We start from the raw sequence: 21,301 nt of genomic DNA, 5'->3' as shown, positions 1-21,301 counted from the left end.
CCTCGGTGCTGACCGCATTTGTTACCAATTGTCTCAAGTGTTCCAGCGTGGAAACCCTTGCATCCCGTGCGCCATGTGGACGGGCCTCCGATGCCTTCTCCTGCGCTTCCTAGAATGTCTGCCCCACCCCCCAAGGCATTCATGACACAGGGCTCGATCCGGATCCGCGGCGCACGCCAGCACAATCTCCAGAACCTCGACCTCGACATCCGCACCGGCGAGATGACCGTGGTCACCGGCCCCAGCGGCTCGGGCAAGTCGAGCCTGGTGTTCGATACGCTCTATGCCGAAGGCCAGCGCCGCTACGTCGAGACCTTCTCGGCCTACGCCCGCCAGTTCCTCGACCGCATGGACAAGCCGGCGGTCGACAAGGTGGAGGGCGTGCCGCCCGCCATCGCCATCGACCAGACCAATCCGGTGCGCTCCTCGCGCTCCACGGTCGGCACGATGACCGAGCTCAACGACCACCTGAAGCTGCTGTTCGCGCGCGCCTCGCAGCTGTTCGACCGCGAGACCGCGCTGCCGGTGCGGCACGACACGCCCGACACCATCTACGCGGCGATGGCCGAACGCGCGGCGGCCGCGGGCGACCCGCGCATCGTCGTGACCTTCCCGGTCGAGCTGCCGGCGTCGACCACGCCCGACGAAGTCACGCAATGGCTGTCGGCCAGCGGCTTCACGCGCGTGCAGGCCGAGCGCGAGGTCGCCACGCCCACGGGCCCGCGCAAGGTGCTCGACGTGGTGGCCGACCGTTTCCGGCTCGCCGGTGCCGAGCGCGCCCGCGTGCTCGAGGCCATCGAGACCGGGCTCAAGCGCGGCGTGGGGCGGCTCACGGTGTATGCGGTGCCGGCCGACGAAGGCGCGGCGCCCGAGGTGTGGAAGTTCTCCACCGGCCTGCACTGCCCCGAGAGCGACATCCGCTACGGCGACCCGATCCCGTCGATGTTCTCCTTCAACTCGGCGGTGGGCGCCTGCGACACCTGTCGCGGCTTCGGCCGCGTGATCGGCGTCGACTTCGGCCTGGTCATCCCCAACGACAAGCTCACGCTGCGCGCGGGCGCGGTCAAGCCGATGCAGACGCCGGCCTGGAAGGAGGCGCAGGACGACCTCATGCGCCACGCGGAAGACGCCGGCATCCCGCGCGACACGCCCTGGGCCAAGCTCACGCAGGCGCAGAAGGACTGGGTCATCGACGGCTCGCCGAACTGGAACGGCAAGTGGAACCAGCAGTGGTTCGGCATCAAGCGCTTCTTCGGCTACCTGGAGAGCAAGGCCTACAAGATGCACATCCGCGTGCTGCTGTCGAAGTACCGCAGCTACACGCCGTGCCCCACCTGCGCCGGCGCGCGGCTCAAGCTCGACAGCCTCTTGTGGCGCATCGGCAGCAAGCAGGACGCCGACGCGGTGCTCGCACCGGCCAAGCGCTTCATGCCGGTGGGCGTGAAGTGGTCGCGCGAACAGCTCGAGGCGCTGCCGGGGCTGTGCCTGCATGATTTGATGCTGTTGCCGATCGAGCGGCTGCGGCGTTTCTTCGACGGCATCGAGAGCCACGGCAACAGCTCTACCGCCAACGAAGGCGACGTGCAGGCCCTCAAGCTGCTGTTCGAGGAAATCACCACCCGCCTGCGCTACCTGCACGACGTGGGCATCGGCTACCTCACGCTCGACCGCCAGAGCCGCACGCTGTCGGGCGGCGAGGTGCAGCGCATCAACCTCACGACCGCGCTCGGCACCTCGCTGGTCAACACCCTGTTCGTGCTCGACGAGCCCAGCATCGGCCTGCACCCGCGCGACATGAACCGCATCACCGAGGCCATGCTGCGCCTGCGCGATGCCGGCAACACGCTGGTGGTGGTCGAGCACGACCCGGCCGTGATGCTGGCGGCCGACCGCGTGATCGACATGGGCCCGGGCCCGGGCATCCGCGGCGGCCAGATCGTGTTCGACGGCACGACGGACGAACTGCGCAACGCCGCCACGCTGACCGGCGACTACCTCGGCGGCCGCAAGCAGATCGGCATGGGCTTCAAGCGCGCGGTGACCGACAGCACGCCGCGCCTGATCCTCGAAGGCGCGCGCGAGCACAACCTGCAGAACCTCACGGTCGACTTCCCGCTGCAGCGGCTGGTGGTGGTCACCGGCGTCAGCGGCTCGGGCAAGTCCACGCTGGTGCAGGACGTGCTGGCGCCGGCGCTGATGCGCCACTTCGGCAAGGCCACCGAGACGCCGGGCGCGCACGACCGCCTGCTGGGCGCCGACCACCTGAGCGAGGTCGTGTTCGTCGACCAGTCGCCCATCGGCAAGACCGCGCGCTCCAACCCGGCGAGCTATGTAGGCGCCTGGGACGCGGTGCGCGAGATCTTCGCCACCGCGGCGCTGTCGCGCCAGCGCGGCTACACCGCGAGCAAGTTCAGCTTCAACTCGGGCGACGGCCGCTGCCCGACCTGCGGCGGCTCGGGCTTCGAGCACGTCGAGATGCAGTTCCTGTCGGACGTGTACCTGCGCTGCCCCGACTGCGACGGCAAGCGCTACCGGCCCGAGATCCTCGAGGTGATGATCGAGCGCGGCGGCCGCCAGCTCAACGTGGCCGACGTGCTCGACCTCACGGTGGCCGAGGCGGCCGCGCTGTTCGCCATCGACCGCGAGGTGCTGCGCACGCTGCAGCCGATCTCCGACGTGGGCCTGGACTACGTGAAGCTGGGCCAGCCCGTGCCCACGCTGTCGGGTGGCGAAGCGCAGCGGCTCAAGCTCGCGGGCTTCCTGGCCGAGGCCGCGAAGAACGGCACCGCGAGCCGGCAGGCGGTGGCGCGCAAGGGCACGCTGTTCCTGTTCGACGAGCCCACCACCGGCCTGCACTTCGACGACATCGCGCGCCTCATGCGCGCGCTGCGCAAGCTGCTCGACGCCGGCCATTCGCTGGTCGTGATCGAGCACAACCTCGACGTGATCCGCGCCAGCGACTGGCTGATCGACCTGGGTCCCGAGGGCGGCGACGGCGGCGGCCAGATCGTGGCGGTCGGCACGCCCGAGCAGGTGCGCGAGATGAGTGGCACCGCGACCGGCGAGGCGCTGCGCGACTACGAGCTCGCGCTCGGCCCGTCGCGGCTGGCGGCGCGCGAGCGCGGCGGCGCGACCCTGGTACCGCGTGCACTGCCGGCCTTCGGCCGCGACGCGATCCAGATCGTCAACGCGCGCGAGCACAACCTCAAGCACCTGAGCGTGGACATCCCGCGCGGCAAGTTCAGCGTCGTCACGGGCGTGAGCGGCTCGGGCAAGTCGACGCTGGCCTTCGACATCCTGTTCAACGAAGGGCAGCGGCGGTACCTCGAGTCGCTCAATGCCTATGCGCGCAGCATCGTGCAGCCCGCGGGCCGGCCCGAGGTCGACGCGGTCTACGGCATCCCGCCCACGGTGGCGATCGAGCAGCGCCTGTCGCGCGGCGGCCGCAAGAGCACGGTGGGCACCACCACCGAGGTCTGGCATTTCCTGCGCCTGCTCTACGTCAAGCTCGGCACCCAGCACTGCATCCACGATGGCACGGCGGTGCAGCCGCAGACCCCGGACAGCATTGCTGCGCAGCTGCTGAAGAACTTCAAGGGCCAGCACATCGGCCTGCTGGCGCCGCTGGTGAGCAACCGCAAGGGGGTCTACACCGAGCTGGCCGACTGGGCGCGGCCGCGCGGCTACACCCACCTGCGGGTGGACGGCGGCTTCCTGCCGACGAATCCGTTCCCGCGGCTCGACCGCTTCAAGGAACACAGCATCGAACTGCCGGTGGGCAGCCTCGACGTGCTGCCGCAGAACGAGGCCGCGCTGCGCGCGCTGCTGACCAAGGCGCTGGAGCACGGCAAGGGCGTGGTCCATGTGATGAGCGAGCTCGACGGCCTGCGCGCCGCGATGATGGCCGGCGCGCCCACCGCGGGCATCGGCCGCACGCACGTGTTCTCCACGCTGCGCGCCTGCCCGGTCTGCAGCACCAGCTATGCGGAACTCGATCCGCGGCTGTTCAGCTACAACAGCAAGCACGGCTGGTGCCCCGACTGCGTGGGCACGGGCGTCAAGCTGACCAAGGACCAGCGCAAGGTCTACGACGACTCGGTGCTGGCCGACGACCAGAAGGGCCGTGAACAGACCTTCGCCGAACCCGAGGCCGAGGACGTGGGCGAGACCGCCTGCCCGACCTGCGAGGGCACGCGGCTCAACGCCACGGCGCGCGCCGTGAGCTTCGGCGCGGCCAGCATCGGCATCACCGAGATCGCACGCATGAGCGTGACCGACATCCGAAAGTGGTTCGAAGGCCTGGTGCTGAGCGGCCGCGAGGCCGAGATCGCCCGCGACCTGGTGCCCGAGATCAAGAGCCGGCTCGAGTTCCTCGAGGAGGTGGGCCTGGGCTATCTCACGCTGGACCGCGGCGCGCCGACCCTCTCCGGCGGCGAGGCGCAGCGCATCCGCCTGGCGGCACAGCTGGGCAGCAATCTGCAGGGCGTGTGCTACGTGCTCGACGAGCCGACCATCGGCCTGCATGCGCGCGACAACCAGATCCTGCTCAACGCGCTGCACAAGCTGGGCGACAAGGGCAACACGCTGGTGGTGGTGGAGCACGACGAGGACACCATCCGTCGCGCCGACCACATCATCGACATCGGCCCGAGCGCGGGCAAGCGCGGCGGCCGGCTGGTGGCCGAGGGCTCGGTGGCCGACATCGAGGCCGCGGGCGACTCGCAGACCGGGCGCTACCTGCGCGATGCGATCAGGCATCCGCTGGCGGCGCGCCGGCCGGTGCCGCTGCCCGAGCCGGGCGCCCCCGACTGGCTCACGGTGCATGGCGCCGACCTGCACAACCTGCAGGACCTGACCTCCACCGTGCCGCTGCACCGGCTGGTGGCCATCACCGGCGTCAGCGGTTCCGGCAAGTCGACATTGGCGCGCGACGTGCTGCTGGCCAACGTGCAGGCCATCGTGGTCCAGCGCATGACCAAGGCCGGCCGCGACAACGACGCCGCGGGCAAGCGGCCCGCCTGGTCGGGCTGCCGCTCGGTCGACGGCTACGAGACCATCGACCGCGTGCTCGAGGTCGACCAGACGCCGATCGGCAAGACGCCGCGCAGTTGCCCCGCGACCTACATCGGTTTCTGGGACACCATCCGCAAGCTCTTCGCCGACACGCTGGAAGCCAAGGCGCGTGGCTACGGCCCGGCGCGCTTCAGCTTCAACACCGGCGAGGGCCGCTGCCCGGCCTGCGACGGCGCGGGCGTGCGCACCATCGGCATGAGCTTCCTGCCCGACGTGAAGGTGCCTTGCGAGGTCTGCCACGGCACGCGCTTCAACCCCGAGACGCAGGCCGTGACCTGGCGCGGCAAGAACATCGGCGACGTGCTGCAGATGGAGGTCGACGAGGCGGTCGACTTCTTCGCCGCCATGCCCAACATCAGCCATCCGCTGCAGCTGCTCAAGGACGTGGGCCTGGGCTATCTCACGCTGGGCCAGCCCTCGCCCACGCTCTCGGGCGGCGAAGCGCAGCGCATCAAGCTGGTGACGGAGCTGAGCAAGGTGCGCGACGACATCACGCGCCGCGGCCAGAAGGCGCCGCACACGCTGTACGTGCTCGACGAGCCGACCGTGGGCCTGCACATGGCCGACGTCGAGAAGCTGATCCACGTGCTGCACCGGCTGGTGAACGGCGGCCACAGCGTGGTGGTGATCGAGCACGACCTCGACGTGATCGCCGAGGCCGACTGGCTGATCGACCTGGGCCCCGAAGGCGGCAACGGCGGCGGCCGCATCGTGGCCGCGGCACCGCCCGAGGAAGTGGTGCGCCTGGGCACGCACACCGGCGTGGCCCTGGCCGGCGTGCTGGCGCGCTGAGGCAGCGGGCGGCCGTTCAGCAGGGCCAGCCCGCGCCCGGCACCGCCACCGGGACGGCCAGCAGCTGGGCCTCGCGCGCGGCCGTGCGGTGGTGCTCGAGGAAGTCCGGCGCGACGCACAGGTAGAGCGTGCGGCGTGCCGGGCCGCCCAGCGTGCAGGCGAAGGTGCCCAGCGCGCCGGTCGAGATCTCCTGCAGGATGCGGCCGCCCTCGGCCACGCGCAGCGCGCGGTTGTGCGTGGCATCGGCCAGCCACACCGCGCCCTCGGCATCGAGCACGGCACCGTCGGGTGCCACGGCCACGCTGCCGATGAGCTCGCCCACGTCGGTGCTGGTGGGCAAGGGGCCGAACACGGCCCAGTCGCGGCGCGGCCCCAGGTCGCCGTCGGCGCGGATGTCGAAGGCCGAGATCCGGTTGCCCATGGTCTCGACCACGATCAGCGTCTTGCCGTCGGGCGTGATCATCGCGCCGTTGGGGAAGTACAGGTCCTCGGCCACCACGCGCGCGCTGCCGTCGGGCGCCACGCAGGCCAGCTTCGCGGTCGACGCGGCGCCGCCGCCCATCAGGTCGAAGCCGAAGTTGCCCACATAGGCACGGCCTTGCCCATCGACCACCATGTCGTTCAAGTGACCGCCCGCGATGCCCGACAGGTCCGCATGCACGGCCAGCGTGCCATCGGCTTCACGGCGCAGCACACGGCGATCGCGCATCGAGCTGATCAGCAGGCGCCCGTCCGGCAGCCAGCCCAGGCCCGAGGGCTGCTGCGGCACTTCGGCCTCGGTCTTCGCCTGGCCCTGGGCGTCGACCGAGACCACGCGGTGCGTGTAGAAGTCCGACAGCCACAGCCGGCCGTCGTGCCAGCGCGGACCTTCGAGAAAGCTGAAGCCCGACAGGACTTCGGTGAATGCTGGGGTCATGGAAAGGCTTCCGTTGCGTCTGTTGAGCGGGCCATGCTGCCGCAGCGGGCCCCGTGCGTCGACCGGGCGCACTAGGCGCTGCAACGCAGGGCGTGAACGCGCACCTCGAGCGTCGGCCTGCTCCTACCGGCAACGGCTAGAAACACTCACGTGCGGATTCGGGGAACTTTTGAAGATGACACCGGTGGCCCAGCGGGCCGCGACCTTCTTCTTTCATCACTCTCTGGGAACCCCGTCCATGAACACTCTGCTCAAGACCTGTGCCGTCACCTTTGCCGCCGCGGCGCTGCTGTCCGCTTGCGGCGGTGGCAATGACGACGATCCAAGCCCCAGCGACCGCACGGGCGTACTGACCATCACCGAGGCCAGCGTGAGCGGCCTGGACGGCGTGTACGGCAACGGATCGCTGAACCTGACCGACGTCGACAAGATCAACCCCATCGGTTCCAGTCCCCAGGTCTGCAGCTTCAAGTTTGACGGCGCGAACCGCGTGCTGGGCGACGGCACGGCCTTCGGTGACATCCGCTACCAGCCCGATGCCAACGTGCTCTATGTCGCGTTCATCACCGTCAACGGCCGCGAGTTCAGCAGCGGCGAGGGCGTCGACACCGCGGTGCAGCGCGACCGCGATCGCATCCAGTTCAGCGGCAAGAAGCTCACGGCCACCGACAACAGCGGCGCCACCTTGCGCGTGACCGGCCTGGTGCCGATGCGCGGCAGCCGCCCCACGGGCTGCTGAGCGTGCGCGCGCAGGCGCGATCGCCTGCGCGACAGCACCGGGGGTGAGCCCCGATTGCCGGGTGGAAGGGCGGCGGGCCCAATGCAGGTCTTATTCGATTTCAGGAGAGACCATGTCCCGCCGTTCCTTTTCACGCTGCGCCATCGCGATGGCCGCCGCCGTGCTGGTGTCCCCCCTGACAGCCCTGGCCCAGGGCTTTCCGCAGAAACCGGTCAAGCTGGTGATCGCCTTCCCGGCCGGTGGCCCGACCGACATCACCATGCGCCAGCTGGCCGACAACGCCGGCAAGATCCTCGGCCAGCCGGTCATCATCGACAACAAGCCCGGCGCCGGCGGCACGCTGCCCGCGCAGGCGCTGCAGACCTCGCAGCCCGACGGCTACACGGTGGCGCAGATTCCGCTCGGCGTGTTCCGCCTGGGCTACACCACCAAGATCAACTGGGACCCGCTCAAGGACATCACCTACGTCCTGAACGTGACCGGCTATGCCTTCGGCATCGTGGTGCCGGCCGACAGCCCGTTCAAGACCTGGGCCGATTTCGTCGCCTACGCGAAGGCCAATCCCGGCAAGCTGACCTACGGCTCCACCGGCAACCTGACCAGTCCGCACCTCACCACCGAGATCGTCGCGCAGAAGGCCGGCATCCAGCTGCAGCACGTGCCCTACAAGGGGAGCGCCGACCTGATGCTGGCGGTGGTCAGCGGCCAGCTGATGGCGGCCGCCGACAGCACCGGCTTCGCACCGCAGGTCGAGGCCGGCAAGCTGCGCGTGCTCAACACCTGGGGCGAGAAGCGCCTGGCCAAGTTCCCCGACGCGCCCACGCTCAAGGAACTGGGCTACGACGTGGTGCAGAACTCGCCCTTCGGCATCGGCGCCCCCAAGGGCACGCCGCCCGAGGTGGTGAAGAAGTTGCACGACGCCTTCAAGCAGGCCATGGAGGAACCGAGCTACGTGGCCTCGCTGGGGCGCTACGACATGCTGCCGAACTACATGAGCTCGGCGACCTACACCAAGTTCGCGCAGGACACGGTGGTGAAGGAGAAGGTGGTGATCGAGAAGCTGGGGTTGGCGAAGGGGCAGTAGAGCCTCGCGCATGGATTTCGTGTTTTTCTATACATCTCGGCTTCGATATGTATAGAAAATCCGTTTTTATATACATGGGCGGGGCTACCATGCAAAAAAACTTTCATTGCCCATGGTCGCCATCGCTTCTCTTCATCAGCTCGATCCCGCACGCTTCGACACGCCCGCGATCCTGAAGAAGCTCGCCAGTGCGAGCCGCCAACTCGCTGAGCTCAAGGGCATTGCCGCAGCGATCCCGAACCAGGGCATTCTGATCAACACCCTTGGGTTGCAGGAAGCGAAGGCCAGTTCGGAGATCGAGAACATCGTGACAACGCACGATGAGCTCTTCAAGGACGACGTGCTTCCCGAGGCCTTCGCCAATCCTGCCGCCAAGGAGGTTTTGCGCTACCGCCAAGCGCTGCGCGTCGGATTTGCCCAAGTGCAGGCCAGCGGGTTGATCACGGCGAATCACATCGTGGACATCCAGTCGGAGCTGGAGCGCAACAACGCGGGTTTTCGCAAGCTGCCGGGCACGGCGTTGAAGGACGGTGCCGGACGGACGGTCTACACACCGCCACAGGACCCGGCCGAGATCGTGGCGTTGATGCGAGGACTGGAGCAGTTCATCAACGACAGCGAGCTGCTTTCTGTCGACCCGCTGATCAAGATGGCCCTCATTCACCACCAGTTCGAGAGCATCCATCCCTTCTATGCCGGCAACGGACGCACGGGTCGCATCCTCAATGTGCTGTATCTGGTCAAGGAAGGGCTGCTCGACATTCCGGTGCTGTACCTGAGCAGCTACATCGTTCAAACCAAGTCCAACTACTACCGCTTGCTGCAGATGGTGCGTGAGGACGATCGCTGGGAGGAATGGGTGATCTACCTGCTGGAGGCCGTGGAGGAAACCGCACAACGAACGGTGGCGACCATCCATGCCATCAAAGTTGCACTGGCCGATTACAAGCATCGCATCCGCGAGGGCTACAAGTTCTACAGCCAAGACCTGATCAACAACCTCTTCACCCACCCGTATACGAAGATCGATTTCGTTCAGCGAGATCTCAAGGTGTCGCGTCTCACGGCGACCAAGTACCTGGAGGCCTTGGTCGATGGGGGCTTCGTGCAGAAGCAGAAGGTCGGGCGCAGCAACTACTACGTCAACCTGGTGCTGACCGAGATCCTGCAGCGCGAGTCGTCAAGCCGGTGAGCGCGACCGCGAGAAGGCCGGTGCCGTGAACGAAAAAAGCCGCCACCGTTCGCCAGTCGCGGCTTTTCAAGAAGAAAAGCATCGCCCCTCTTCTTCGTGAAACACCGCGGAACCGGCTTTGCCGGGCCGCTGGTGTTGCCCCCGGAGGGGGAAGGCGAAGCGACACGCAGTGCGCGAGCCCTCGGGGGAGGGCCCAGTGCTACCGCGGAACCGGCTTTGCCGGGCCGCCGGTGTTGCCCCCGGAGGGGGAAGGCGAAGCGACACGCAGTGCGCGCCGCCCTCGGGGGCGAACCCAATCACCCGGCCATGATCGACACCGCCTTGGTGTTCAGATAGGCCTCGACCGCCTCCGGTCCGCCTTCCGAGCCGTAGCCCGAATCCTTCACGCCGCCGAAAGGCATTTCCGGCGAGGGTGTGGCGGGCTGGTTGATCCACAGCATGCCGACCTCGACGCGGCGCGCGAGCAGCTGCGCGTTGCGGATCGACGCGGTGAAGGCGTAGCCGGCCAGGCCGAAGGGCAGGCGGTTCGATTCGGCGATCGCTTCTTCGATGGTGTCAAAGCCGCGGATGGCGGCGATCGGGCCGAAGGGCTCGTTGTTGAACACGTCGGCGTCGAGCGACACGTCGGTCAGCACGGTCGGCGCGAAGAAGTTGCCGCTGCTGCCCACGCGTTCGCCGCCGGTCGCGACCGTGGCGCCCGTGGCTTGTGCATCGGCGACCACCTTGGCCATCGCCGTCAGGCGGCGGTCGTTGGCGAGCGGGCCGATGGTCGTGCCCTCGGCCAGGCCATCGCCCAGCTTGAGGCCCTGCGCGTGCTTGACCAGCAGCTGCGCGAACTCGGCCTTGAGGCTGTTGTGCACCAGGAAGCGGGTCGGCGAGATGCAGACCTGGCCGGCGTTGCGGAACTTGGCGGCACCGGCCGCCTTGACGGCCAGCGCCACGTCGGCGTCCTCGGCCACGATCACCGGTGCGTGGCCGCCCAGTTCCATCGTTGCGCGCTTCATGTGGGCGCCGGCCAGCGCGGCCAGTTGCTTGCCCACGGGCGTGGAGCCGGTGAAGGTGATCTTGCGGATGATCGGGTGCGGGATCAGGTAGTTCGAGATCTCGGCCGGGTCGCCGAACACCAGGCCCACGGTGCCCGACGGAATGCCCGCATCGACAAACGCCTTGATCAGCGCGGCGGGTGCGGCGGGCGTTTCTTCCGGTGCCTTGACCAGGAAGGAGCAGCCGGCGGCCAGCGCGGCGCCGAGCTTGCGCACCACCTGGTTGATCGGGAAGTTCCAGGGCGTGAAGGCCGCGACCGGGCCCACGGGCTCCTTCATCACCAGCTGCTGCGACGCCAGGTTGCGCGAAGGCACGATGCGGCCGTAGACGCGGCGGCCTTCGTCGGCGAACCATTCGATGATGTCGGCCGAGGCCAGCGTCTCGCCCTTGGCTTCGGCCAGCGGCTTGCCCTGCTCCTGCGTGAGCACCTGCGCGATCTCGCCGGCGCGCTCGCGGATCAGGCCGGCGGCGCGGCGCATGATCGCGGCGCGTTCGTTGGCCGGCACGTCGCGCCAGGCTTCGAAGCCCTTCTGCGCGGCGGCCAGCGCCCGGTCGAGGTCGGCGATGCCGGCGTGCGCGACCTGGCCGATCACCTGGCCGTTGGCGGGGTTGCGCACGTCGAGCGTCTTGCCGCTCACGGCGTCGACCCATTCGTTGGCGATCAGCAACTGGGTCGAGGGATAGGAAGTGGTCATGAGGCGTCTTTCGTCGGACAACAGATGGAGGAAGGGGGGTGGACGGGGACCGGGGTGAGGCGCCGCCGTCGCGGGCATCGGCGCGGGGCCGAGCGCACGATGCTACGCCACCCGCGCGTCTTTTCTCTTCAGCGGGTCGGAGTGCCCACGATGGCGAAAAGCTCATCGACCAGCTGCGTGGCCGTGGCTGGCGCCAGGGGCGCCTTGCCGAAGATCAGCCGGTAGACGATGGGCGCGACCACATGGTCGATCACCTGGCGCAGTTCGGGCGCGCGGTCGCCGCGGGCCAGGGCCTGGTCGATCAGCGTCCTGGCTTCGGCGCGCCGGTTGCGCAGGCAGTCGGTGTCGTCGTCGTTGTGGAGCGCAGCGGCCGCCTTGAGCAGCGAGGTGCTGCGCGGCTGGCCCAGGTGCTCGATCAGTTCCTTGGCCCAGGCGGTCATGTCGCGCTGCAGGTCGCCGGTGTCGGGCAGCGGCCGCTTGGGATCGAGGCGTTTCGTGGCGGTCTCGGCCAGCAGCCCGGCCATGTCGCCCCAGCGGCGGTAGATGCTGGAGGCACTGACGCCCGCGCGCTCGGCCACGGCCGGCACCGTGACCTTCTCGCGGCCGTGCTCGGCCACCAGTTCCTCCAGCGCCTTGCGCACCACGGTCTGCACCTGGGCGCTGCGGCCGCCGGGGCGGCGAAGGATGGGAGAAGAGTCCATGGCGCCACTTTAACGCAAAGATCGTTGCATTAAAAATCCAGCCTGCCTACAATACGCAAAAGCAAATTTATTTGCGTTAAAGGATCCCATGCCTTCCTCCTCTTCTCCCGCCTCGAGGGCGCCGCTGGCCAGCGGCGCGGCCACGCCCTGGCGCCTGCCGGCGGGCGCGGCCTTCGCGCTGCTGGCCGCCGTGCTGTTCACCTTCTTCCTCGCCGCCGCGGCACCGTCGCCGCTGTTCGTGCTGTTCCAGCAGCGCTGGGGCTTTTCCTCGGCGCTGCTGACGGTCGCGTTCGCGGTCTATGCGCTGGCGCTGCTGGCCTCGCTGCTGGTGGGCGGCTCGCTGTCTGACCATGTGGGGCGGCGCCCGGTGATCGTGGTGGCGCTGGTGCTGCAGGCGGCGGCCATGGTGATGTTCCTGATGGCCCGCAGCATCGGCGGCATCGTCGCTGCGCGCATCGTGCAGGGCCTGGCCACGGGCGTGGCCAGCGGCACGCTCAGCGCGGCGGTGGTGGAGGCCGCGCCTTCTGCGCGCAAGCGCCTGGGCATGCTGATCACCAGCGTCTCGCCGCTGGCCGGCCTGGCCGTGGGCGCGCTGCTGACCGGGCTGACGGTGTCGATGACGCGCGACCCGGTGCCGCTGGTCTTCGGCGTGCTCGCGCTGCTGCTGTCGCTGGCCGCCGTGGCCGCCTTCTTCCTGCCCGAGAGCGTGACGCCGCGGCCTGGCGCCTGGGCCTCGCTGGTGCCGCGCATGGCGGTGCCGAAGGCCGCGCGCGCGGTCTTCATGCGCAGCCTGCCGGTGCTGGTCACCAGCTGGGCGCTGGGCGGGCTGTTCCTGTCGCTCGTGCCCTCGCTGCTGCGCCAGGTGTTCGGCATCGACAGCGGCATCGTCAACGGGCTGGCCATCGCGGTGCTGTTCGGCATGGGCGCGGCCTCGCCGACGCTCATGAGCCGCTTCGGCGCACGGGTGTCCCTGCTCGGCATGCTGTGCATCGCGGCGGGCTCGGCGCTGCTGATCGGCGCCTTCGCGATCGGCTCGGTGGCGCTGTTCTTCGTCGGCGCGGTGGTCGCCGGCCTGGGCTTCGGCTCGTCCTTCTCGTCGCAGGTGCAGGCCCTGGCGCCGCTGGCCCAGCCGCACGAACGGGCCGAGCTGTTCGCAGCCATCTTCTTCGTCAGCTACCTGGCGTTCAGCGTGCCGGCGATGGGCGCCGGGCTGCTGATCGCGACCCTGGGGCTGCGCACCACGGTCGAGGGCTATGCGGCGGCCCTGATCGCGATGGCGCTGGTCGGCGCCTGGACGCAGTGGCGCGCGCCGCGCCCGGTGGCCGTCGCCTGAACGCGGGCGCTCAGCGCGCGCCGAGGATCGCGGCCGCGGCCTCGGCGAAGCCCGCGCCGCGCTCGCCCGCCGTCACGTAGTGCGGCAGGTCGGCGAGCTGCGGCACGAAGCGCACCACGTTGGCCACGCCGATGCTGTGGTCGAAGGTCTTGAACATCAGCTGGTCGTTGGTCGAGTCGCCGACATAGGCCCAGCGGTCCATCTCGCGGTCGAGGTCGCGGTCCCAGAGTTCACGCACGATCCAGCGTGCGCCCACCAGCTTGTTGTGCTCGCCGTACCAGCCGTTGATGTGGATGCTGCTCACGGTCGCGCGCATGCCTTCGCTCTGCATCAGCGCCACCACGGCCGCGATCTGCGCTTCGCTCAGGTGCTGGAACTCGCTGTGGTCGATCGCGATGTCGGTCTCGCGGCCCGGCGAGTCGGTGGCGCGCACCGCCCCCGGGATCTCGCGCTCGATGCGTTGCAGCACCGCCTGCATGCGCTCGACGTTGGCGGCGCGTGTGGCGGCGTCCTGCAGGTAGCGCTTCTCGATGCGCCCGTCGGCCAGCGGCAGCAGCGCCACCGCGCCGTTCTCCGCCACGATGGCATCGACCGGCCAGGCCGTGACGAAGGGCACGCTCCAGCCCACGGGGCGGCCGGTGATGGCCGCGACCCGCAGGCCCGCCTGCTTCAGCGCGGCCAGGGCGGCCAGTGCATCGGGCGTGATGGCGCCGTCGGTGGTCAGCGTGTCGTCGATGTCGGTGAACACACCGACGAGCGCACCGCGCGTCTCTGCGCCCCAACAGGTCAGCGGCAGCAGGTGGTTGGGCGAGGAGGGCAGGGAAGAAGACACGGGCATGGCAAGGAATCTCTGAAGGGGCCGTGATCGTACCGGGTGGCGTTTCGGCTTTCGTGTAGCATCCCGCCCCCGCCGCGCCTCCAGGGCCGGCGCGGCCCTCTCCATGCCCCACATCCTCGTCGACCAGCTCCTCAAGACCTACCGCATCTCCGAGCGCGACCCGGGCGTGATGGGCGCGCTGCGCGGGCTCGTGCACCGCCGCCACCGCACGGTGGCGGCGCTGTCGGGCGTGTCCTTCTCGCTCGAGCGCGGCGAGCTGCTGGGCTTCATCGGGCCCAACGGCGCGGGCAAGTCCACCACCATCAAGATCCTTGCGGGCATCCTGCGGCCCGACGGCGGCCGGGTGGAGATCGACGGCCACGACCCGTTCCAGGACCGCGAGCGGCACGTGGCGCGCATCGGCGTGGTCTTCGGCCAGCGCACGCAGCTGTGGTGGGACCTGCCGGTGGGCGACGGCTTCGACCTGCTGCGCGACATCTACCGCGTCGACCCGCAGCGCTACCGCCGCACGCGCGACGAACTGGTGGCGCTGCTGAACCTGGAGCGGGTGCTCGACCAACCCGTGCGGCAGCTCTCGCTGGGCCAGCGCATGCGCGCCGAGATCGCGGCGGCGCTGCTGCACGAACCCGAGATCCTGTTCCTCGACGAGCCGACCATCGGCCTCGATGCGCCCTCGAAGCTGGCGGTGCGCGACTTCGTGCGGCGCGCCAACCGCGAGCGCGGCACCACCGTGCTGTTGACCACCCACGACATGCACGACATCGAGGCGCTGGCGCGGCGCGTGATCGTGATCGGCCACGGCCGCGTGCTGGCCGACAGCCCGGTCGAAGCCTTGCGTGCGCAGGTGATGGCCGAGCGCCGGCTGGTGGTCGATTTCGCGCAGGGCGCCGCGCTGCCGACGCAGGTGCTGGGCGCGACCGTGCATGCGCGCGACGGCCAGACGCTGGTGCTCGATTTCGATCCTGCCGTGACCACGGCCCCGGCCCTGATCGCACGCATCGCGGCCGCGCATCCGGTGGAAGACCTGCGGCTCGAAGGCCTGGCGATCGAGGCCGTGATCGCGCGCTTCTACGCCATGCATGGCGCGGCCGAGGCATGAGCCGCGGCCTGCGCGCGGCGACGCGCCCCTACGTCGCCGCCTTCGCCTCGCGCTTCCTGCAGATGCTGCAGTACCGCACCGCCGCGCTCGCGGGCTTCGCCACGCAGTGCTGGTGGGGCGGCATCAAGGTGATGGTGTTCGCCGCCTTCTACGGCGGCACGGCCATCGCGGGCGCCAGCTCGCCGATGTCGCTCGCACAGGCCATCACCTACACCTGGCTGGCCCAGGGCATGCTGGTGCTGATGCCCTGGATGGGCGACCCGGAGGTGGGGCAGGCGGTGCGCACCGGTGCGGTCGCCTACGACCGGCTGCGCCCGGTGGACGCCTATGCGCTGTGGTTCGCGCGCAGCGCCGGCTGGATTGCCGCGCGCCTGCTGCCGCGCGTGGCGCTCATGGCCGCCTTCGCCGCGGTCGCGCTGCCGCTGGCGGGCCTGGGCGACTGGGCCTGGCAACTGCCGGCGAGCGTGGCGGCGGGCGCCGCCTTCCTGCTGTCGGCGGGGCTCGCGCTGCTGCTCTCGACCGCGATGGTGATGCTGCTCAACGTGGCGGCCACGGCGGCGCTCAACGAGCGCGGCATCAATGCGGTGGCGACGCCGGTGGTCATCGTGCTGTCGGGCAACCTGCTGCCGCTCGCACTGCTGCCGGACGCCTGGCAGGCCGCGCTGCTGGTCCAGCCCCTGGCCGGCCTGATGGACATTCCGGCACGGCTCTACTTCGGGCAGCTGAGCGGCTGGCAGGCGGCGGGCGGCCTGGGGCTGCAGTGCTTCTGGATCGCGGTGCTGGTCGCGCTGGGCCGCTTCGCGATGGGGCGCACGATGCGCAACCTGCAGGTGCAGGGCGGCTGAGATGGGCGCGCTTCCCCTGTTCCTCCGCCTGGTGCGCGCCTCCGTGGGCGGCCAGGCGCGCTATCCCGCGTCCGCACTGCTGCTGACCGTGGGCCAGTTCCTGGGCACGGGCATCGAGATGGTCGCCGTCTGGGCCCTGTTCCATCGCTTCGGCAGCGTGCAGGGCTGGCACATCGGCGAGGTGGCGCTGTTCTACGGGCTGGTGAACTGCATGTTCGCGATCGCCGATGCGCTGGGGCGCGGCTTCGACGTGCTCGGCACCGAATTCCTGCGCACCGGCGCCTTCGACCGGCTGCTGCTGCGCCCGCGCCCGCTGGCGCTGCAACTCATGGGGCACGACTTCCGCATCAGCCGCCTGGGCCGGCTGCTGCAGGGCGTGGCGGTGCTGGTGTTCGCCACCCACCAGGCGCCCATCGCCTGGACGCCGGCCACGGTGGCCGTGGCGCTGTTCGCGCTGGCCGGCGGCATCGCGCTGTTCCTCGGCATCCTGGTGCTGCAGGGCACGCTGGCCTTCTGGACCGTCGAGAGCCTGGAGGTCGCCAACGTGCTGACCTACGGTGGCGTGCAGGCGGCGCAGTACCCGCTGGCGCTCTATGCGAACTGGTTCCGCCGCGTGCTGACCTTCGTCGTGCCGCTGGCCTGCGTGGCCTACTACCCGGCGCTGGCGATCCTGGGCAAGGCCGATCCGCTGGGCGCACCGGCCTGGATGGGCGCGCTGTCGCCGCTCGCGGGCTTCGTCTTCCTGGCCGCGGCCTTCGGCGCGTGGCGGCTGGGGCTGCGGCGCTATGCGTCGACGGGCAGTTAGCCCGCCGGTGGCCTGTCAGCCGGCGCTCTGCAGTGCCAGCCCCGCATGCTCGCGCAGCGGATGGAAGTGGATCTTGGGGAAGCGTTCCTGCGCCAGCCGCACGTCGTAGGGCGAGGTGCAGAGGAAGGCCAGGGTGTCGGCCGCGTCCTTGGCCATGCGCACCGGGTAGGCGTGGACGAACTCGCGCAGCTCGGCCGGGGTGTCGGCCGTGATCCAGCGCGCGCCGGTGTACTGGCAGCCCTCGAGCCGCACGTCGGCGTCGTACTCGGCCTTCAGGCGGTGCTGCACCACTTCGAACTGCAGCTGCCCGACAGCGCCCAGCAGCATCGGGCCGCCGACCTCGGGCCGGAAGACCTGGATCGCGCCCTCTTCACCCAGCTGGGCCAGGCCCTGCTGCAGCTGCTTGGTGCGCAGCGGGTTCTTCAGGATCACGGTCATGAAGAGCTCGGGCGCGAAGAAGGGCAGGCCGGTGAACATCAGGCTCGCGCCGTCGGTGATGGTGTCGCCCAGCTGCACGCCGCCGTGGGTGGTGAAGCCCACGATGTCGCCTGCGTAGGCTTCCTCGACGGCCTCGCGGCGCTGGCTCATGAAGGTCACGACGCTGGTGGGGCGCAGTTCTTTCGAGGTGCGCTGCACCTTGAGCTTCATGCCCGGCGTGTACTTGCCCGAGGCCATGCGCACGAAGGCGATGCGGTCGCGGTGCGAGGGGTCCATGTTGGCCTGCACCTTGAACACCACGCCGGCGAAGTCCTTGTCCGCGGGCTGGATCTCCTTGACCACCGGCTGGCGGTTGACGATGGTGGTGCTGGTGCGCGACTGCGGCGCCGGCGCCAGGTCGACCAGCGCGTCGAGCACTTCCATCACGCCGAAGTTGTTCACGCCCGAGCCGAAGAACACCGGCGTCTGCTTGCCGGCCAGGAAGGCCTCGCGGTCCCAGGCGGGCGAGGCGCCCGCGGCGAGCTCCATGCTCTGCTCGGCGTTCTCGAACTCGGCGCCGAAGCGCTTGATCAGCTCGGCGCGGTTGTCCAGCGCGATGGTCTCGAAGTCCTGCGGCAGGCGTTCCTTGCCCGAGTCGAACACCGTCATGGTCTGCGTGCGCAGGTTCATGATGCCGCCGAAGCTCTTGCCCTGGCCCACGGGCCAGGTCATGGGCACGCAGGGCATGCCCAACTCGCGCTCGATCTCGTCGAGGATGTCCAGCGGCTCGCGCACTTCGCGGTCCATCTTGTTGACGAAGGTGATGATGGGCGTGTCGCGCTGGCGGCAGACTTCGATCAGCCGGCGCGTCTGCGCTTCCACGCCGTTGGCCGCGTCGATCACCATCAGCGCCGAGTCGACGGCGGTGAGCACGCGGTAGGTGTCTTCCGAGAAGTCCTTGTGGCCGGGCGTGTCGAGCAGGTTGATCACGTGGTCGCGGTACAGCATCTGCATGACCGAGGAGGCCACCGAGATGCCGCGCTGCTTCTCGATCTCCATCCAGTCGGAGGTCGCGTGGCGCGAGGCCTTGCGCGCCTTGACCGAGCCGGCGATCTGGATCGCGCCCGAGAACAGCAGCAGCTTCTCGGTCAGCGTGGTCTTGCCCGCGTCGGGGTGGGAAATGATCGCGAAGGTGCGACGGCGGCGGGTTTCGGATTCGAAGGTCATGGCGTGAACGCGGGGCGCGCGAAGGACGGTAAGCGCGAGGCGCTCACGGCGCGGCGGCTACGCAAAGCCGTCGATTTTAGCGAGCCGCCCCCGGGCTGCGGGGCGGCCGGGCTTGTTACATCGGCGGCGTGAAGCCGTGGCGCCCCGCGATCACGCGCATGGCGGTCGGCGTGCCGTTGCGTTCCTGGGCGTTGACCAGCACCTTGGCACCGGGCGTGAGCAGGGCGTCGGTGCCGGGCCTGAAGGTCACGACGGGCACGTTCGGCGGCACGATCACCGTCTTCTCGCCGCCCTTGTAGCTGAGCTTGAGCTGCTGGCCGCCGCGCGCGGACGAGGGCGCGGCGGCGAGGTCGGCCACCGTGGCGTTGGTCATGGTGCTCTGGGGCTGCAGGTCCCAGGGGAAGTGGCCTTCGCCGGTGCCGCGCGCGGCCTCGGGGAACACCAGCACCTCGAGCGCCTTCTGGGTGCCGTTGGGCTGCGGCATCGCGGCCGTGCCGACGAAGCTGCCCTGCTTGATGTCGGCCAGCTTGATCCGGTAGACCTCCGACACCGGCAGGTCGGCCGCGCGCGCGAGCGTGACCACCTCGCCGCCGCGGTCCTTGACGATCAGTTGCTTCGTGTCGTTGTAGACCACCGTGCCGCGGATGCGGACCAGCGGGGCCGCCGCGGGCGCGCTCGCGGAAGCGTTCTGGGCCGACGCCGAAAGCGGCAAGGCGATACCGGCCGCGAGCACGGCGCCGGCCAGGGCGGCCGAAGGGAGTTTGGCAAAGAGGGAATGCATGGAACCTCGGGCGACCACGCCAGACGCCAGCGGCGCTGTCACGCGATCGAAGCGACATGGTGGACTTCGGCGGCGGGCGCATCTGTCGGCCGGGGCCCCGACTCGCGGCGCACGGCCCACGGCGCAGTGGGCTAAAATCCGCGCTCCGAGGAGCGTTGCAGCGCCGCCAGGCGTGAGGCTCGGACCCATCGCAACGACGCTCATCCGCTGTTCTCGCGCGGTGAGTTTTTCCGTCGACCACAGTGGCCTCGTTCAAACAAGTTTTGGAGTTTCCATGAGCGCTGTTCTCAAGCCCACCCCCCTCTCCACCGCCGACCAGGCGATCGCCGACCTGTCCCTCGCCGCCTGGGGCCGCAAGGAAATCCGCATCGCGGAAACCGAGATGCCCGGCCTGATGGCCATCCGTGAAGAGTTCTCGAAGGGCCAGGCGCTCAAGGGCGCGCGCATCACGGGCTCGCTGCACATGACCATCCAGACGGCCGTGCTGATCGAGACGCTGCAAGCCCTGGGCGCCGAAGTGCGCTGGGCCTCCTGCAACATCTTCTCCACGCAGGACCACGCCGCCGCCGCCATCGCCGAAAAGGGCACGCCGGTGTTCGCCATCAAGGGCGAGTCGCTGAAGGACTACTGGGACTACACCCACGCCATCTTCGACTTCGGCCCCAAGGGTTCGAAGGGCGAAGGCCCGAACATGATCCTGGACGACGGCGGCGACGCCACGCTGCTGATGCACCTGGGCCAGCGCGCCGAGAAGGATCTGGGCGTGCTCGCCAACCCGACGAGCGAAGAAGAACGCATCCTGTACGCCGCCATCAAGGCCAAGCTGGCCGTGGACAGCACCTGGTACACCCGCAAGTCGGCCGAGATCATCGGCGTGACCGAGGAAACGACCACCGGCGTGCACCGCCTCAACGAGATGTCGGCCAAGGGCACGCTGCTGTTCCGCGCGATCAACGTCAACGACTCGGTCACCAAGAGCAAGTTCGACAACCTCTACGGCTGCCGCGAATCGCTGGTCGACGGCATCAAGCGCGCGACCGACGTGATGATCGCCGGCAAGGTGGCCTGCGTGGCCGGCTACGGCGACGTGGGCAAGGGCTCGGCCCAGGCGCTGCGCGCACTGTCGGCGCAGGTCTGGGTCACCGAGATCGACCCCATCAACGCGCTGCAGGCCGCGATGGAAGGCTACAAGGTCGTGACCATGGAATACGCCGCCGACAAGGCCGACATCTTCGTGACCACCACCGGCAACAAGGACGTGATCACGCACGACATCATGGCCAAGATGAAGGACCAGGCCATCGTCTGCAACATCGGCCACTTCGACAACGAGATCGACGTCGCGTCGATCGAGAAGTACGAATGGGAAGAGATCAAGCCGCAGGTCGACCACATCACCTTCCCCGATGGCAAGAAGATCATCCTGCTGGCCAAGGGCCGCCTGGTGAACCTGGGCTGCGGCACGGGCCACCCGAGCTTCGTGATGTCCTCGTCCTTCGCCAACCAGACCATCGCCCAGATCGAGCTGTTCACCAAGCCCGACGCCTACCAGGCCGGCAAGGTCTACGTGCTGCCCAAGCACCTGGACGAGAAGGTCGCGCGCCTGCACCTGAAGAAGGTCGGCGCCATGCTGACCGAACTGACCGACGCACAAGCCGCCTACATCGGCGTCGACAAGGCGGGTCCGTACAAGGCGGACACCTACCGTTATTGATGGCGC

General features: G+C 69.3%; 15 protein-coding genes and 1 riboswitch. Of the genes, 9 read left to right on the top strand and 6 right to left on the bottom strand.

Annotated features, from left to right (window positions below; genetic code table 11):
- Positions 1-141 precede the first annotated feature (141 nt).
- Positions 142-5,865: an excinuclease ABC subunit UvrA gene (uvrA, locus tag A9977_RS24175; protein WP_183027542.1), complete on the top strand. Its 5,724-nt coding sequence runs from the start codon at positions 142-144 to the stop codon at positions 5,863-5,865.
- A 16-nt stretch (positions 5,866-5,881) separates the two neighbouring features.
- On the opposite strand, the gene A9977_RS24170 is transcribed toward uvrA, so the two are convergent.
- Complete coding sequence (locus A9977_RS24170; RefSeq protein WP_183027393.1) at positions 5,882-6,781, bottom strand: SMP-30/gluconolactonase/LRE family protein; 900 nt, start codon at positions 6,779-6,781, stop codon at positions 5,882-5,884.
- A 238-nt stretch (positions 6,782-7,019) separates the two neighbouring features.
- Here A9977_RS24170 and A9977_RS24165 point away from each other — a divergent pair, with 238 nt between their 5' ends.
- From A9977_RS24165 to A9977_RS24155, 3 genes are all read left to right on the top strand, one after another.
- Positions 7,020-7,520: a hypothetical protein gene (locus A9977_RS24165; RefSeq protein WP_183027392.1), complete on the top strand. Its 501-nt coding sequence runs from the start codon at positions 7,020-7,022 to the stop codon at positions 7,518-7,520.
- Between the two features lie 112 nt (positions 7,521-7,632).
- A complete protein-coding gene (locus tag A9977_RS24160) occupies positions 7,633-8,604 on the top strand; it encodes a tripartite tricarboxylate transporter substrate binding protein (protein WP_183027391.1) in 972 nt (323 codons plus the stop codon).
- Positions 8,605-8,716: 112 nt separating this feature from the next.
- Positions 8,717-9,796 (top strand): Fic family protein, encoded by a 1,080-nt coding sequence (locus A9977_RS24155; RefSeq protein WP_183027390.1) that lies wholly within the window; start codon positions 8,717-8,719, stop codon positions 9,794-9,796.
- A gap of 296 nt (positions 9,797-10,092) precedes the next feature.
- Here A9977_RS24155 and A9977_RS24150 read toward each other — a convergent pair whose 3' ends face one another.
- Both A9977_RS24150 and A9977_RS24145 read right to left on the bottom strand, forming a co-directional pair.
- Complete coding sequence (locus tag A9977_RS24150) at positions 10,093-11,535, bottom strand: NAD-dependent succinate-semialdehyde dehydrogenase (protein ID WP_183027389.1); 1,443 nt, start codon at positions 11,533-11,535, stop codon at positions 10,093-10,095.
- A 128-nt stretch (positions 11,536-11,663) separates the two neighbouring features.
- On the bottom strand, positions 11,664-12,236 hold the full coding sequence (locus A9977_RS24145) for a TetR/AcrR family transcriptional regulator (protein WP_183027388.1): 573 nt from the start codon (positions 12,234-12,236) through the stop codon (positions 11,664-11,666).
- 88 nt (positions 12,237-12,324) lie between these two features.
- Between A9977_RS24145 and A9977_RS24140 the strand changes: the two genes are divergently transcribed.
- On the top strand, positions 12,325-13,569 hold the full coding sequence (locus A9977_RS24140) for an MFS transporter (RefSeq protein ID WP_183027387.1): 1,245 nt from the start codon (positions 12,325-12,327) through the stop codon (positions 13,567-13,569).
- Positions 13,570-13,579: 10 nt separating this feature from the next.
- Here the strand turns inward: A9977_RS24140 and A9977_RS24135 are convergent, their stop codons facing one another.
- On the bottom strand, positions 13,580-14,407 hold the full coding sequence (locus A9977_RS24135; protein WP_183027386.1) for an HAD-IIB family hydrolase: 828 nt from the start codon (positions 14,405-14,407) through the stop codon (positions 13,580-13,582).
- Between the two features lie 103 nt (positions 14,408-14,510).
- Here A9977_RS24135 and A9977_RS24130 point away from each other — a divergent pair, with 103 nt between their 5' ends.
- From A9977_RS24130 to A9977_RS24120, 3 genes are read left to right on the top strand one after another with little or no spacing between them, the layout of a single operon-like run.
- Positions 14,511-15,506, top strand: a complete 996-nt coding sequence (locus A9977_RS24130) for an ATP-binding cassette domain-containing protein (RefSeq protein ID WP_183027385.1) — start codon at positions 14,511-14,513, stop codon at positions 15,504-15,506.
- Complete coding sequence (locus A9977_RS24125) at positions 15,503-16,351, top strand: ABC-2 family transporter protein (protein ID WP_183027384.1); 849 nt, start codon at positions 15,503-15,505, stop codon at positions 16,349-16,351. The genes A9977_RS24130 and A9977_RS24125 overlap by 4 nt, the downstream gene beginning before the upstream one ends.
- 1 nt (position 16,352) lies before the next feature.
- Complete coding sequence (locus A9977_RS24120) at positions 16,353-17,156, top strand: ABC transporter permease (protein ID WP_183027383.1); 804 nt, start codon at positions 16,353-16,355, stop codon at positions 17,154-17,156.
- Between the two features lie 15 nt (positions 17,157-17,171).
- Here the strand turns inward: A9977_RS24120 and A9977_RS24115 are convergent, their stop codons facing one another.
- Both A9977_RS24115 and A9977_RS24110 read right to left on the bottom strand, forming a co-directional pair.
- Positions 17,172-18,800: a peptide chain release factor 3 gene (locus tag A9977_RS24115; RefSeq protein WP_183027382.1), complete on the bottom strand. Its 1,629-nt coding sequence runs from the start codon at positions 18,798-18,800 to the stop codon at positions 17,172-17,174.
- A 115-nt stretch (positions 18,801-18,915) separates the two neighbouring features.
- Positions 18,916-19,581 carry a hypothetical protein gene (locus tag A9977_RS24110; protein ID WP_183027381.1) on the bottom strand — a complete coding sequence of 222 codons (666 nt, stop codon included), beginning with the start codon at positions 19,579-19,581 and terminating at the stop codon, positions 18,916-18,918.
- A gap of 141 nt (positions 19,582-19,722) precedes the next feature.
- Positions 19,723-19,790, top strand: a riboswitch (S-adenosyl-L-homocysteine riboswitch).
- Between the two features lie 65 nt (positions 19,791-19,855).
- On the opposite strand from A9977_RS24110, the gene ahcY reads away from it, so the two are divergent.
- Complete coding sequence (ahcY, locus tag A9977_RS24105; protein ID WP_183027380.1) at positions 19,856-21,295, top strand: adenosylhomocysteinase; 1,440 nt, start codon at positions 19,856-19,858, stop codon at positions 21,293-21,295.
- Positions 21,296-21,301 lie beyond the last annotated feature (6 nt).

Origin of the sequence: Variovorax sp. UMC13 (assembly GCF_014170375.1) — a bacterium.
Lineage (GTDB): Bacteria > Pseudomonadota > Gammaproteobacteria > Burkholderiales > Burkholderiaceae_C > Variovorax.
This window is presented reverse-complemented; position numbering and strand designations above follow the sequence as displayed.